This window comes from Streptomyces sp. NPDC055140, from assembly GCF_053607285.1.
In genome coordinates this window covers 150,485-165,586 of sequence record NZ_JBSGTG010000002.1, presented here as the reverse complement: position 1 = coordinate 165,586, position 15,102 = coordinate 150,485, and the positions used below count along the sequence as shown (strand labels likewise).

The window sequence follows — 15,102 nt, the reverse complement described above, 5'->3', positions numbered from 1 at the left end:
AAGCGTCACGGGACACGGGGTCCCTTTTCCGTTCTCCTGCACCGGCCGCCTCAGTACCGCAGCGCCGCCAGATACTCGTAGCTGTTACGGGCCGTCGCGAACGGGTCCTTCGGGATGTCGTGCTCCACCAGCCACTGCTTGACGCCGCCGGCGTGCGCGTCGTCGAACATGGCGGCGAAGTCGAGCGTCCCCGACCCCACGTCGGCGAACCCGCCGTCGGGCGCCATGTCCTTCACGTGCAGGGCGGGGAAGCGGCGCCGGTGCCGCACGAAGTACGCGGCGGGATCCGCGCCGCCCTTCGACGCCCAGTACACGTCCAGCTCGAAGGCGACCAGATGCGGATCGGTCTCGCGGACGAGGATGTCGTACAGGTTCTCCCCGTCGATCACGTCGTGGTCGCCGTCGTGGTTGTGGAACAGGACGGGCCCGAGCCCGGCCTTGCGTGACGCGGCGCCGATCCGGTTGAACTCCTTTGCTGCTTCCCGGTATCCGGCCGGACTGTGCATCGAGCCCGGCAGGCTCGGCACCACCGGCCACCTGGCGCCCAGGGTGTGCAGATCCTCCAGCGCCTGCGGCAGTCCGCTGCCCGTCAGCGTCTGATACGCGACATGCTCCAGGACCGCGCGCAGGCCGACGGTGTCGAGCATCCGCCGGATGTCCGCCGCCCCGTACCCGTGCCGCCCGCTCACACCGACCGTCGCGTACCCGATCTCCGCGAGCTGCTCCACGGTGCCGGCGAAGTCCTTCGCGAGGACGTCACGCATCGTGTAGAGGTGCATGCCGATGCCGCCGCGCGGGATGCGCCGCCGCTGCTTCGCGGACGCGGGCAGCGCCGTACCGACCGCTGCCGCGAGCCCCAACGACGTACCGAGAAAGGCCCTTCTGCTGCTCTTCATGCCCACACCTCTCACTTCACCGTGATCCGGACCGAGCCGGTGGTCGTGTCGCCCTTGTCGTCGGTGACGGTCAGATGCGCCGTGTACGCACCCGCGCGCGCGTACGCGTGCTGGGCGTCGGCGCCCTCCGTACCGCTCGGCTTGCTGTTGTCCCCGAAGTCCCAGTGGTACGAGGCCGCGGTACGGCCCTCCGGGAGCTTCACCGCGCCCTTGAGCGCGACGGTGAGCGGCGGTGCGCCGATCTCCGGCGTCGCGGCCACCTTCACCTTGGCGCCCGCGCGCTTCTCCACCCCGGGCCCGTTGAAGTGCAGCCAGTCGACCGCGAACAGGTCGGGCTTGTCGGCGCTCCACTGCGGGTTGGTGAAGACGGCGTACAGCGGGAACGTGGCGTCGTAGTCGGCCAGTCGAGTGGTGGGGGACACCACGTTGCCCCAGTCTCCCGTGTTCGGGACGGACACCTTGCCGAGCAGCTTGCCCGTCGGGGAGCCCACGCGGAACTCGACGTCGCCGCCGATCCCGCCCGACGCGGCTCCCACGGTCACCGAGTCGACGCCCTTCAGGTGCACGGGGTCGAAGGACACCCAGTCCCCGTCCTCGATCTCGGTGAGCCGCTTGCCGCCCGAGGCGTCCGCGCGGCTCGCGACCACGACACCGTCATGCGCGCCACCGGTCTTCGTGAAGTGCTCGGCCTCACGGAACGAGGTACGCAGCGAGAGCGACGCCGACCCGGTCAGCGCGGGCACGCCACCCGGCCCGCCCTTGTCCTCGTACTGGGCGCTGATGCCGTAGTACAGGTTCTGGCCGGGCCCGTGGCTGTCCCCGGCGTCCGTCACGATCTCCCCGGCGCACCCCGTGTAGTTGTCCAGCGGATGCAGATGGGAATCGTGGCCGAGCTGGGACTGGACGACGACGCGCGAGCAGTCGATCGGACGCCCGTCCTCCCGGTCCGTCACCTTGATCTTGAACGGGATCGTGTCGCCGAAGCTGAACGTCCCTCCGTTCGGCGGCTGTTGGATCGTCACCTTGGGCCGCGTGTTCCCCACGGTGACGTCCTGCACGGCCAGTCCGGTCAGCCCCGTCGGCCCGGTCACCGTCAGCCGCGCCGTGAACACGCCGTTCTTCGTGTACGTGTACTTCGGGTTCGCGTCGGTCGAATCGGTCGTGCCGTCCCCGTCGAAGTCCCAGGCGTACGTGACCGGTTTGCCGTCCGGCAGGCCGGAACCCGCGCTGGAGAACGTGACCGCGAGAGGCGCCGAGCCGCTGTCCGGCGCCGCGGCTGCCCGCGCGTCCGGCAGGCGGCTGTCGGCGACGTAGTCGATCCGGTAGATGCCGGCGCCCTCGTTGCTCCCGCCGCGGCCTGTGCCGCTGCCGAGCCCGAAGTCGATGACGTACAGCGCCCCGTCGGGACCGAAGTCCGCATCGAAGGGCTGGTTCCACTTCATGTCGCCGAACACGGAGTTGATGGACTGCAGATCGCCGGCCTTGGCAGGCGCGAACCGCGGATCCGTGAACGTCTGGTCCTTCTCCTGGATCGAGAAGGTCTTGAACCACTGCCTGGTCAGCTCGTAGTTGAACCACTTCCCGTCGAAGTACTCCGGGAACTTGGTCTTGTTCGGGTTCGCGGGATCGTAGGCGTACACGGGACCGCTCATCGGGCCACCGCCGCCGGTACCGAGCTCCGGGAACTGCTCCGAGGCGGAGTACGCGTACCAGACCGACGCCGCGTGCGCGGGCGGCAGGTCGCGCAGGCCGGTGTTGTTCGGCGAGTCGTTCACGAGGTGAGCGCAGTCGAACTTCGCCCCGGACGTCTTCGACCCGAAGTCGTAGTCGTTGAAGGGGGTGTTGTCGCCGATGCAGTACGGCCAGCCGTAGTTCCCCGCCTCGGTGATGCGGTTGAACTCGACGGTGCCCTCGGGCCCGCGGTCGGCCACCGCGTTGCGCGCGTCGGGACCGTAGTCACCCACGAGGAGCGCCCCGCTGACCGGATCGGTCGTGATCCGGAACGGGTTACGCATGCCCATCGCGTAGATCTCGGGGCGGGTCTTGTCGGTGCCGGGCGCGAACAGGTTCCCCTCGGGGACGCCGTACGTCCCGTCGGCCTTCGGAGTGATCCGCAGCACCTTGCCGCGCAGGTCGTTCGTGTTGCCCGCGGTGCCCTGCGCGTCCCAGGCGCGTCGGCCCTCGCGCTCGTCGATCGGGTTGAACCCGTCCGACGCGAAGGGGTCGGTGTTGTCGCCCGTCGCGATGTAGAGGTCACCCTTGTTGTCGAAGGCGATGGAGCCCGCCATATGGGAGTTGGCGCGTCCCTCGCCCCGCCAGGTCGGCAGGGTGAGCAGGCGTTTCTCCGACGCCGGGTCGACCTTGCCGCCGGACTCGGTGAACCGCGAGAGGTTGATCCGTTTCTCGGTCTTGTCGGAGTTCAGGAGATAGATCCAGTGGTTGTCCCGGAACTTCGGATCGAGCGCGAGCCCCAGCAGGCCGTCCGACTGACTCGTCATCTCGGGCGTGTAGTCGAGGTCGAGCGCCGTGGTGACCTTCAGCGTCTCCTGGTCGATGATCTTCAGTTTGCCGGTCCGCTGGATGAAGAACACGCGCCGGTCCGGCGCCACGGCCAGCTCGAAGGGGTCGGCGAGGTCGGCCGTCGCGAGCGGGGTGCGCTGGAAGCTCCCGGTCCTGGTCGCCGAGCAGTCACCGGGCTTGTCGCCGGCCGCCCACTGGATGCCGCCGAGGATGTGCTGGAGGAAACCGGCTTCCTCGAAAGCCGACTTGGCGTGTCCGCCCGCGGTGAACCAGGAGCGGCCGCCGTCGTAGTTCTGGCACCACGACCACGGGTGGTCGACGCCCTCGTCGAGGCCGGTGACCCCGTCGCGCACCTTGATCTGCGCGAGCGTGTGGACCTTCCCGGTGGGGTTGGTGCGCCAGTTGTACCACTCCTCCGTACGCTCCCAGAGCTCCGGAAGCCCCTTCGTGGACGGGTGCGCATGGTCGAGGACCTTGATCCGGCCCGTCTGTACGGCGGGATGCTGGTCGAAGATGGCTCCGACGAGCCCCTCGTACCAGCCCCAGTCCCGCTCGCTGGCCGACGCGGCGTGCAGCCCGACCCAGCCGCCGCCCCCACGGACGTACTTCTGCAGGGCCGCGCGCTGGTCGGCGTCGAGCAGATCGCCCGTCTCCGGCGTCGAGTTGGTGTTGTTGAAGACGATCGCCTTGAAGCGGGCGAGGTTCTCGTCGGTGAACGCGGCGGCGTCGTCGGTCGCCTCGACCTCGAAGCCGTTCTCGCTGCCGAGCTTCTTGATCGCGTCGATGCCCGCCGGGATCGAGTCGTGGGCGAAGTTCGTGACCTTGGAGAAGACGAGCACGCGGTACGAGGCCGCGGCCTCGGCGCGCGGCGGGGCCGCCAGACCGAGGCCGACGACGAGGGCGACGAGCGCGAGGAGGACGGTCCAGGGCGAGCACCTGTGCGGGCTTCGCCGGCTGTGCGGACTTCGCGCGGTGGGCGTGGTGCGCGCGGGAGGACCGTGTCTCCCGGACGGTACGGGTGTGGCGGAACTCGTAGAACTCATGGCGCTCCCTGGGCTGTTGGCCGGTGGCCGACTCGGGCGTGCGGTGAGTGCTGCGGGAATGCCGGAGCGCCTAGAAAGCGCTTTCCCGATGGCGTCGTTCAGCGTAGGTTCCGGGCGGAGAGGGGTCAATGGGTCGGAACAGGCCAGGGGATGCGGAGGGGGCGCCGCGATCGCGGGGGAGCGGGTGGCAGTCGCCGCCGAACCGGTGGGGTGGGTGGCTGTCGAAGGTGGGGGGCGTGGCGGTGGCGCCTGAAGTGATGGGAGGGCCGGCCGTCGTTCGCGGGGGCCTGGCGCTGGTCGAGCCGGAAGTGGTGGGCCGGTCGCCGTTCGCGGGGCCTAGCGCTGGTCGCGCCCGAACTGGTGGTCCGGACGGCAGTCGTTCGTGGAGGCCCAGTGTCGCTGTCGCCCGAACCGGTGGGCCGACAGGCCGTTGTTCGCGGGAACGGGGCTCGGTGCCGGTGGCGCCTGAACTGGTGGGTCGGCTGTCTGATATTCGCGGCGACGACCCGGCGCCGGACGCGCCCGAACTGGGGGACAGGCTGTCCCGCGCATGCGCTCCGACCGGCGCTTGTCAGTGGGCTTGGCTACCGTTTCCTCCATGCAAGACGCCGACGACGTACGTTCCATCGCACTCGCCCTGCCGGAGGTGACGGAGAAGATCGCCTGGAGCATGCCGACGTTCCGGGTCGCAGGGAAGATGTTCGCCACGATGCCCGAGGAGGAGACCTCCATCGCGGTGCGCTGCCCCAAGGTGGAGCGCGACGAACTGGTTCTCGCGGAGCCGAAGAAGTTCTGGATCGCGGACCATGAGGCAGGATTCGCATGGGTGCGGGTGAGGCTCGCCGCGCTCGACGACGGCGACGAGCTGCGTGACATCCTCACCGACTCCTGGCGACAGGCCGCTCCGGGCCGACTCCTGGACGCCCACCCGGAGTTGGGCACACCGGAGCCCACGGACTGATATTCCCGGGGCGATGTCAGTGCTGCGTGGCATCATCCGGCAGGGGTGGGGGACGCGGAGCCGCTGGGGCCGCCGCGCCGCCGGGGAGGGTACGGGCAGGCATGGGTGGAATGTCGAAGGAAGAGCCATGGGGGTCGAGGGAGGAGCGGGAGCGGGCCGGGGATTCGGCTGGGGGGTCGATTCCTGGTTCTGGTGAACCGAAGCGGCAGCGGGATTCGACTGGCAGGTCGAATCCTGGTCCCGGTGAATCAAGGCGGCCGCGCGGCGGTATCTGGTCGCGGGACTTCGGGCTGTTCTTCTCGGCGCGTGCCGTGGCCAAGCTGGGGGACACCATGCTGCCGGTGGCGCTCGCCGCGGGCTTGCTCCAGCACGGGTACGGCGCGGGCGCCGTCGGCCTCGCGATGGCCGCCTCCGTTGCCTGCTTCGCCGGACTCGTCATCTTCGGCGGCGTCTTCGCGGACCGGTTCAGCACCCGGCTGCTGATGATCGGCGCCGACGTCACGCGCCTCGTCACCCAGTCCCTCGCCGCGGTCATGTTCTTCTCCGGACACGTGGTGCTGTGGGAGATCTGCGTGATCGGCGCGGTGAACGGCGCGGCGGCCGCCCTCTTCCAGCCCGGCGTCGCCAGCACCGTCCCGCGCCTCGCCACCGACGTGCAGGCGGCGAACGGCGCGATACGCGTGGCCGAGTCCGTGGCGCAGCTCGCGGGTCCGGCCGTCGCCGGCCTGCTCGTCGCGTTCGCCTCGCCGGGCGTCGTCTTCGCGGCCCACGCGGGTACGTACGGCCTGAGCGCCCTGTGCCTGCTCCTGCTCCGGCTGCCCCCGGCCCAGCCCGGCACCGAGGCGATCCGTGGCAGCGGGTTCCGGGCCGATCTCCTGGAGGGCTGGCGGGAGTTCAGATCGCGCACGTGGCTCTGGGGAGTCATAGCCATCTGGTGCGTGCTGATGATCGCCGCCTGGGGCCCGGCCGTCCCGCTCATCGCCACACAGGTCGTCCAGGAGCACGGCCCGCGCGCCTACGGCCTGGTCAACTCGGCGCTCGGCCTCGGTACGGTCATCGGCGGCGTCTTCGCCCTGCGGCTGCGCCCTCGCCGCATGCTGCGCGCCGGCGCCGTCGCCCTGTTCGGCTTCAGCCTGTTCCCGGCGACCGTGGGCGCCGGGTTCGGAGTGGAGTGGATGGCGGCGGGAGCGGTCGTCGCAGGCGCGGGCATGTCGTTCTGGGGCGTCATGTGGGCGACCAGCATCCAGACCCAGGTCCCGCGCGACGTCCTCAACCGCATACACGCCTACGACGTCGCGGGCTCCCTCGCGATGACACCGGTCGGCCAGGCGCTCGCGGGTCCCGCCGCCGGAGTTTTCGGCACCCGCCACGTCCTGCTCGCCGGTGGCGTCACGACTGTCCTCGTGGCGGCGGCCCTGCTCTCCGTCCCCGCGATCAGGGGCCTGATACGGGTGGACAGCACTGTGCCCGTGCCGGGCCCGAGCCTGGACAAGTCCTCCTCTAACCGCGAGCCCGCCTGTCGAGGAAGCCGCTGATCCGATCCCGCAGAGACGCGGGATCGAGGCCGTGCGCGGCCACGTGCTCCTCGATCTGTCCGTACCGGCGCAGCTCACGGCGGCCCACGCCCAGCCCCAGCACGCGGTGCGGCAGATCGGCGAGCGCGTCGTTGGCGGCGGCCGTCGACGTACCCGCCAGATAGGGCTCGACGATCACCACGTCGGCGGCGTCGGCCGCTCCCGCGGCACGGCGCAGCGCCCCGGCGTCGAAGGGCCGTACCGTCGTCGCGTAGAGCACGGTCACGTCGAGGCCCTTCGTAGCGGCGAGGGCCGCGTCGAGCATCGGCCCGACCGCGACCACGACGCCGTTCCGGCCTTCGCGGACGGTCAGGAAACGCTCGCCGTCGACGGCGATGGCCTCCCTGTTCGACTGCACCGAGAGGCGGACGTACACGCGGTCGTCACCGGCGCCGACCGCGTGCCGCAGCAGCGTCTCGGCCTCGTCCGGATGGCCCGGCACATGGACGGTCCAGCCGTCGAGGGTGTCGAGCAGCGCCACATCGCCCGGCGCCATGTGCGTGAAGCCGCCGGACGGCCAGTCGAAGGAGGCGGCGGCGCTCACCAGGACTCCGCCCACGTCCTGATGCCCGAGGTCGAGCTTCACCTGCTCGAAGGGGCGCTCCACCAGGAAGCTGGCGAAGGTGTGCATGACGGGCCGCAGCCCGGTCAGCGCGAGCCCCGCTCCCGTCCCGATGAGCAGCTGCTCCCTGATGCCCACGTTGATCACCCGGTCCGGGTGCCGGCGCTCGGCCTCGACGAAGCCGTCCCTGCCGATCTCCGCGAGGACGACGGCGACCCGGGGGTCCTCGTCGAGCAGCTGGGAGACGACAGGGGCGAATCGATCACGCATGGTGTCCATGACGTGGGTGTCCTTCCTGGGAAGAGAAAGAAGAGAGCAGAAGGGAGGGGGCGGCGCGGCTCAGGCGTTCTTGGGCTCCACACGGGCGACGACCACGCGCGGCCTTCCCGGGTGCGGCGCGGTGAAGGCGGCGTACAGGGACTCGTGATCGCGTCCGTCGACGGTCGCGGCGGACCAGCCGGCCGCCTCGAAACGGGCGGAGATGCCGCCGGGCCTGGCGTGGCTGGCCGAGGAATTGTCGACGACGACGGTGTTCAGCCGGTCGAGGGCGGCGGGCCCGGCGAAGGCGATGGCCTCGTGGTTGCTGCCTTCGTCCAGCTCGGCGTCCCCGACCAGCGTCCAGACCGCCGGTCCCGTGAGGCCCTGCGCGCGGAGTCCGAGTGCCGTCCCGACGGCGATCGGCAGCCCGTGCCCCAGGGACCCGCTCGCGATCTCCACGCCGGGGACGAGCACCCGGTCCGGGTGGTGCCCGAGGGGGGAGCCATACGACCCGAAGCCGGGCAGCCACTCCACCGGCACGAACCCCTTCGCCGCGAGCACCGCGTAGTACGCCATGGGGCCGTGGCCCTTCGACAGCAGGAACCGGTCACGTTCCGGATCCCGTACACCGTCGGGCGTCACCCGCAGCACGCGGTCGTAGAGCACCCACAGGACATCGAGGGTGGAGGTCGCTGCGGGGCCGTGCTTCTCGTCGCCGGTCATGCGTTCCATGAGGGCGGGAAGGTCTTCGTAGGAGTAGGTGGCCGCCGCTGTACGTGCCGCTGTCGTTGTCATGACAGGAGCGTGCAACCTCAAGCCAACTTGAGGTCAAGAGTGACCTGTCACGCGCCGGTCGCGGACGAAAGGGGTGCGCGACCACGGTCCCGAGTGCGGTATGGTTTCCGTGCGCGTTCGGCCAGGGGAAAGCCCAGGTCAGACGAGCACCGGGACGTGGCGCAGCTTGGTAGCGCACTTGACTGGGGGTCAAGGGGTCGCAGGTTCAAATCCTGTCGTCCCGACAGTTCGAACGTATCGAACGTCGCAGGTGAAGGGCCGTTTTCATAACGGCCCTTTTTCTGTTCCCGGGTTCGCTCCCTGGGAGCGATGGGAGGGAGCGCGCTCCCTCCCAGTCCCCTTAACGGATTGCTCCCACTCGGGCCGCTGCGCACATATTCGATTTCTTGCCCACGCGTTCACATTCGTGTCCGTTTTGTGACTGCTGGCTCCCCGTCGTTCGGGGGGCCTTTTGGGTATGGGCTAGCGCTCTTCGCGCAGGTCACGCTCGCTCCCAGTGGGAGCGGGGCTGGGAGCGGCGTCCCCATAACCGGGGCCGACGGTATGGGGCCATGCGAAATCTTGGCCCCATGTCCGATTTCAGGGACCCCATATGCCGGATTTCCGTCCGGGCCGTTGTGCGCGGCATCGAGACGTTGAACGCGGTTGGGAGATGTCAGGGATGGCGGTGGGACCGACTGCAGCGATGAAGGATGCGAGCGCAGAGCTGCCGCACGCGACGCTGGCCCATTTCAGCGACCCGAAGGTTACAGACTGCTTTACCCGTACTTCGAAAGGGAGGAATGCCTCGTCCGGTGACGCACAGTCAAGACAGTCGGTGCCCGCATGGCTCATCGACGCGTCCGGACCGCCGTCGCGGCGGCACCGCCTATCGCGGCCTGACCGTGCCGCGGCCCCGCCGAACGCGCCACATCCATCGAACGAGCCGCTACGCGCCCGCCGTCACCGGGATGAACGCGCTCGCCTCCCCGCTCCACGACACCCGCAGCGCCTCCCGCGCCCGCGTGCACGCCACGAACAGCAGGCAGCGTTCGCGCAGCATGTCGGCCTCGTGCTGAAGCGGATCCACCTCAGCCGGGGTGATCTCCCGGGCGAACGGCACCACGCCCGCCGACGCACCGAGAACGGCGACCGCGCGGAACTCCAGCCCCTTCATCGCGTGCATCGTCGCTAGCCGCACACCGTCCGCCCCAGGCGGTACCTGCCCCTTGACCCGTGCGACGGGGATCCCCGCGGCCTTGAGACGGTCCGCGGCCTTGTCGAGCGTCAGGTTGAACCGCGTACATACGCCGATCTCGGCCGGTGCGACGCCGTCCGCGATCCATTCCTGCACCCGTTCCACCATCGCCGACACTTCCTCCTGCTGGCTTGCGCAGCCCACGGCCTCAGGGCGGCGACCGTGCAGCAAGGAGCGGTAGCCGGCGAGCGAATCGTTGCCCTCGCCGTCCATCGCCTCCACCGTCACCGGCGCCAGCAGTCGCGCCGACCAGGCAAGAATCTCCTCTGTGGAGCGGTAGTTGACGCGCAGCCGGAAACTGCGGCCGGTGGTCTGTACGCCGAGCGATCCGAGCGTGACGCGGGAGTCGTAGATTCGCTGGTGGGGATCGCCGGTGAGGAAGAGGTCGTCCGGGCCGGCCGCAACGGCGGCCCGCAGCACCCGCCATTGCGCGGGGTGCAGGTCCTGTGCCTCGTCGACGACGACGTGCCGGTACGCCGGGCCGCGCTCGTTCAGCAAGTCGGCGGCGCGGGCGCAGACGCCCAGGTGCGTGGTCTCGCCGCGCTCCCGAAGCAGTCGCTCGAACAGCTCGACGGCTTCCCATACCTGCTTCCGCCGCCCCGGCCCGACGGCCGTACCGCGGCCGCGGCGCGAGGCCACGAGGTAGGAGTCGAGGTCGCGCAGGTTCTGCCCGAGGATCACATGCCGGTACTCCTGCGCCAGGAACTGCTCGCCGAACGGCAGCCCGAGACGTTTGACGACCTTGCCCCACAGCTGCCTCTGCTCGCGGTCGCCGATCGGGTGTGCCAGTGCGTCGTGTCCGCGCGCGACCGAGTTTGCGTACGCGTCGACAGTGGTGACGTCGACGCGCTTCAGCAGATCCTGGTCGTCGTCGAGGAGCAGTGCGAGGTTCTCGCGCAGCCCGGCGGCAAGAGCATTCGTGAACGTTGTCAGCAGGATGCGGCTGTCGTCGTCCCGCCCGAGCAGGTGCTTGACGCGGTGCAGTGCTGCGACCGTCTTGCCGGTCCCGGGGCCGCCGGTGACCTGCACAGGGCCACCGTACGAGGTGCGATAGGCGACCCGGCGCTGGGACGGGTGGAGGAAGACACGCCAGGCGGCGAACGGCTTCTCCAGCATCTCTTCAAGCTCCTGCGGGCCGGTGACGAGCCGGATGCGCGCGGTCGAGTTCGCGATGACCGTCGCGAGGTCCTCGACCGGCTCCGCGGGCGCGTCGGCGGGCCGGCGCACGGCGACGACGTCCCGGTAGACCTCTTCCGGGCCGAACCCTTCGGCGAGGTACTGCAGCACCTCCAGCTGGTCCTCGGGCAGCAGCGTGGCGAACGCCTCCAGCTGCGCCTTGTCCGCGATCGAGCGAACGGCGCGCAGTACCTGGTCGTCAATGCCGAGTTCGCGCAGCGTCCCGTCCGATACCTTCGCGAAGAGCAGCTCAGGCGCCGTCCGCGCAGCCTCCTCATACAGAGGTGTCAGCTGGTCCAGAGCGACCGCGTTGCGGACCTCCAGGGCGCGGGTTGCGGTGTTCGCGCTGTAGAGGCGCTTGGCGGCCCAGGTGTACGCGTCGTCATGCGGAAGAACGTTCACCAGCAGGAAGACATCACTGCCGTCGTCCGGGGCGAGGACGACACCGCGCCAGAAGTCAGTGATCCGGATGGTCCGCATGCGCGGGTCGCGAGCGTTCTCGACCGACTCCAAGTGGAGACCCTTGTCGGAGTTGAGCTGGGCGACGGTCAAGGTCTGGAACTTGGCCATCGCCTTGCGCACACCGGCGCGGATCGGCTTCTCCAGATTGTCGTAGCCATCCCAGAAACTATTGGCGAACGCGAGCCGTGGCATCAGTGTCCCCTCCCGTGAGTGTGCATGGGCGTACACACAATGATCATCGTTGGTCGTAGCCGATCGCCAGGCGGGCGGCCAGGTCGCGGAACGTGGCCAGCAACTGCGCCGGTTCGCGGTCGAGATCCAGTACGTGCTGGTACAGGCGCACGCCGCCGCTTTGCGCTGTGGTGTACCCCGGCCGACGGCTGCCACGCACCTCGTGGAACTGTCCGTCGTGCTTTCCGGCCGCGTAGACCAGGTGCCCTTCGCCCAGCCCGAGGACGGTGCAATAGGCGAGCATCTGGTACAAGTCAGCGTTCGGGTACGCGCCTGCCTTCTCCGTCTTGTACTTGGCGTCGACGACCGCGACCGGAGTGCGCCCGTCCCGCTCCTGAACGACCAGGTCGGGGCGCATCCGGACCCGTCCGGCGGTGTCGAGATGGTGCGGGGCCTGCAGCCGGCCGATGAGCCCGTGCTCCCGGACCGCTTCGCGCAGGGCCCCGGTGACGAAGTCCTCGAACAGGACGTTCATGTCGAAGAGAAAGCCGTCGACTGCGAGTTCACCTGCCTGGTGCTCGGGGGACGTGCCGCGGAGTACGGCCTCGGCGAGCTGCAGCGCAGGCCGGTAGCGGGCGTTGAGCCTGGACGGCGTCCACGCGGGCAGGGCCCGTCCGCGCACCAAAGGTGTGACGTCGGCCAGGCGTACGCGTTGGTGGCCGAGCCGCCGACGTACGTGGTCCGGGACCCCGGGGACCCGCAGGAGCGCCTCGCAGGCGGCCCGCAGGATCTGGTTCTCGGGGACGTCCGGGGTGTAAGCGTCATAGGCGATCTCGATCGGCAGGGTCCGTCCGAAGCGGCGCCGTATCTGGTCGGCCTCCCGTATCCGGCCTCGCACGACGAGGGCCGACTCCTCCACGCGCCGGTATCCCTGCAGCAGCCCCTGCCGCAGCGAACGGTCGATCTGCCGCTCCACTGCGTGCGCGAGGGCGGGCACGATGTCATCGTGGGCGTCGGCGTCAACTGTCCCCTCGTGCGGATGCCGCCAGGCGCGCGCAGGGTCGAGGCTGAACCCGAGCAGGAAGAAGAGACGGCGGACCGGCGTCTTCGGGATGATCCGCAGCGTGACTGTGTCCCGTGGCTGGCGGCCGTGGCCCGGCCGGCCAGGGACAGTGACGCGGACCGCGCCGACGCGGCTGGTGGCGCGCAGCAGCCAGTTCCCCGCCAGGTGCGGGTCCGGAACGGCGCTGTCGAGCACGCCGGATGCAGCCAGAGCGCGTCCGGCGGCCGCGTCGAGCGGGACGGAACGGGCCGGGGCATGCTCGCGCAGCGTGATCACGGTACCGGCGTTGCCCGGCCGGTCCGTCCGGCTGGGGCGCGTGGCATCAGTACGTGCGCTCGCCACCGGGGTCGTCACGGCTGAGCCTGCCGAAGGGAGTCCAGACCGTACCGCTCCTCTATGTCGGTGCCTTCGCCGTAGTGGTACTCCTCAAGTAGCGGGAGGATCTTCGTGCGCCATGTGCGCTCCAGACCCCCAGCCCGGTAGACGCCGTCCTTCATCAGGTACGAGGGCCCGATGGCGAAATCCGGGTCGCCCAGGCGCTCGTTGAGGATGTCGAGGAGCCGGGCCGGCTCGTCGTCCTTGCCCTCGCGTTCCAGCCATCGGGCCAGCAGCCCGCGTGTGGGTTCGATGCGAGGAGAAAGCTCTACGAAGACGAACCGGCGGCGCATCGCGGCGTCGACGAGTGCGATGGAGCGGTCGGCGGTGTTCATGGTGCCGATCACGAACAGGTTGGGCGGCAGGGCGAAGTCGTCCCCGGAATAGGTGAGCCGCACCGTCTTCCTGCGGTACTCGAGCAGGAAGTACAACTCTCCGAACACCTTGGCCAGGTTGGCCCGGTTGATCTCGTCGATGATGAGGAAGTGAGGGATGTGCTTGTTCCCGTCGCGGGAGGCCAGATCGGCCAGCTCCCGCAGCGGCCCGGCGGTGAGCCGGAACGCTACGTCGCGGGTCTCCGGATCCTCGACGGGCCGGAATCCTTCGAAGAAGTCCTCGTACGCGTACGAGGGGTGGAACTGCACGAGCTTGACCCGCTCAGCCCCGCCACCGAAGTGCTCGGCAAGCTTCATCGCGAGATAGGTCTTGCCAGTGCCGGGCGGTCCGTACAGGACCAACTGCCGTTCGTCCCAAAGTAGTTCGCGTACCTCGTCGAGCCAGGCCCGGTCGTGGACGAGCAGCTCCGCGGCGAGCTCGTGGGTGACCTCCGGCAGGGCCAGCTCGGGGGCCGGTTCCGCGGGCATCTCCTCGTCGGCTGCGGGGGCGGGAGCGCCGAGCGCGGTCAGGGTGTCCGTCACTGGGGTCAGATCCACGACGTCGTGCTGCACGGAGAGCTTCTGCTGCAGCTCCTCCGGCAGTTCGTCGTACGGGTGTCCGTGCAGCTGCCATGTGACGGTGCGGCGCAGGTTCGTGAGGCCGCCGGGGGAGTCGGTCTGCTGCGCCTCGCCGGTGATCTGGCCGAGGAAAAGCCGACCGTCGGACAGAGTGGCGACGGTGTCTCCGACGCGCATCTGGGTCAGGAAGGCGTGCAGTTCGTCGACCAGGCCGCGCTTTTGGCTGTAGGAGGCGGTGCCTTCGTAGCCGTCCTCGACGTAGCGGCGCAGGGCACTCTTGGTCGGGTCCGGCTCGTCCAGCGGCGGCAGATGCGCACCGGGCAGCGAGACGAGTCCCTCGTTAAGCCACACCCGCCGCACCAGGTCCCGGCCGGACACGTTGGAACCGCGTACCAGCCAGGACTTGCGGGGTGCGCGCCAGCCCGGGGACACGTAGTCGGACAGGGGGTGACCGTCGGCGTCCCGCCACATCTCGGGGCCGCTCGCGCCGTACCCGATGACCAGCGACGCTGCGGCCGACGAGGAGTTGCACTCGATGTCGCGGGTCGCCACCCAGTACAGGGCCTGTCCGTCGGCGGCTTTGGGTGCCTCGGGAGCGTCGGCGAGTGTGCCGTCGGTACGGAGGCTGCTGCGCTGACGGCGGCTGTACTCGCTCAGGCCGGGCCATTCCCGGGCGCTCACGGGCGAGTCTTCGAGGACCAGGAACTTGGCGGAGCCGTTGTTGCCGAGCTCGGTGAGCGTGCGTCCGCGGGCCGTGGGGCCGCCGCCGGGGAGTTTGAGTCGGAACTCGGGGTGATCCGGGTGTTCCATCAGGCGGCCTTCCGTGTGGGGGAGGGGCGGGCGGTCAGTATACGTGTTGACGACGCTAACGGACTTGCCCTCAGTGCTTTGGAGTACTTGCGCTCCCCAACCGGCGTTTGTGCTGCGGTGGTTTATGGGCCTTGCGGCACCGCGGTGTCGGCATAGGGGCGGACTCAGCGCACATTCTGTTGACGTTGTAAACGGGGTGGTTCTACAGTGGGGCGCACCGACTCGCCTCTTGCGGGTGGGGAGCAA

The 15,102-nt window shown here is 69.7% G+C and carries 9 protein-coding genes and 1 tRNA gene; 3 read left to right on the top strand and 7 right to left on the bottom strand.

Features of this window, described 5'->3' with window-relative positions:
* Positions 1 to 50 precede the first annotated feature (50 nt).
* Both ACWFR4_RS04660 and ACWFR4_RS04655 read right to left on the bottom strand, forming a co-directional pair.
* Entirely contained in the window at positions 51 to 896 is an 846-nt protein-coding gene (locus tag ACWFR4_RS04660; RefSeq protein WP_453650826.1) for a sugar phosphate isomerase/epimerase family protein, read from the bottom strand.
* Between the two features lie 11 nt (positions 897 to 907).
* Positions 908 to 4,459 carry a ThuA domain-containing protein gene (locus ACWFR4_RS04655; protein WP_453650824.1) on the bottom strand — a complete coding sequence of 1,184 codons (3,552 nt, stop codon included), beginning with the start codon at positions 4,457 to 4,459 and terminating at the stop codon, positions 908 to 910.
* Between the two features lie 598 nt (positions 4,460 to 5,057).
* Here ACWFR4_RS04655 and ACWFR4_RS04650 point away from each other — a divergent pair.
* Entirely contained in the window at positions 5,058 to 5,420 is a 363-nt protein-coding gene (locus ACWFR4_RS04650) for an MmcQ/YjbR family DNA-binding protein (RefSeq protein WP_453650822.1), read from the top strand.
* A 110-nt stretch (positions 5,421 to 5,530) separates the two neighbouring features.
* Positions 5,531 to 6,955 carry an MFS transporter gene (locus ACWFR4_RS04645; protein ID WP_453651390.1) on the top strand — a complete coding sequence of 475 codons (1,425 nt, stop codon included), beginning with the start codon at positions 5,531 to 5,533 and terminating at the stop codon, positions 6,953 to 6,955.
* Here ACWFR4_RS04645 and ACWFR4_RS04640 read toward each other — a convergent pair.
* Positions 6,921 to 7,835 (bottom strand): transketolase family protein, encoded by a 915-nt coding sequence (locus ACWFR4_RS04640; protein ID WP_453454875.1) that lies wholly within the window; start codon positions 7,833 to 7,835, stop codon positions 6,921 to 6,923. The two genes, ACWFR4_RS04645 and ACWFR4_RS04640, sit on opposite strands and share 35 nt — an antisense overlap.
* A gap of 60 nt (positions 7,836 to 7,895) precedes the next feature.
* A complete protein-coding gene (locus tag ACWFR4_RS04635) occupies positions 7,896 to 8,609 on the bottom strand; it encodes a transketolase (RefSeq protein WP_453650820.1) in 714 nt (237 codons plus the stop codon).
* Between the two features lie 150 nt (positions 8,610 to 8,759).
* Here ACWFR4_RS04635 and ACWFR4_RS04630 point away from each other — a divergent pair.
* A tRNA-Pro gene (locus ACWFR4_RS04630) sits at positions 8,760 to 8,833 on the top strand.
* A gap of 704 nt (positions 8,834 to 9,537) precedes the next feature.
* Here the strand turns inward: ACWFR4_RS04630 and ACWFR4_RS04625 are convergent.
* The 3 genes from ACWFR4_RS04625 to ACWFR4_RS04615 all read right to left on the bottom strand — a co-directional run bounded on the left by ACWFR4_RS04625 (position 9,538) and on the right by ACWFR4_RS04615 (position 14,856).
* Positions 9,538 to 11,676 (bottom strand): UvrD-helicase domain-containing protein, encoded by a 2,139-nt coding sequence (locus ACWFR4_RS04625; RefSeq protein WP_453650818.1) that lies wholly within the window; start codon positions 11,674 to 11,676, stop codon positions 9,538 to 9,540.
* Between the two features lie 43 nt (positions 11,677 to 11,719).
* Positions 11,720 to 12,994, bottom strand: coding sequence for an McrC family protein (locus ACWFR4_RS04620; protein ID WP_453650816.1), 1,275 nt, complete (start codon positions 12,992 to 12,994; stop codon positions 11,720 to 11,722).
* A gap of 74 nt (positions 12,995 to 13,068) precedes the next feature.
* The gene (locus tag ACWFR4_RS04615; protein WP_453650814.1) at positions 13,069 to 14,856 is read right to left on the bottom strand and encodes a DUF4357 domain-containing protein; all 1,788 of its coding nucleotides are present in this window, start codon (positions 14,854 to 14,856) and stop codon (positions 13,069 to 13,071) included.
* Between the last annotated feature and the right edge of the window lie 246 nt (positions 14,857 to 15,102).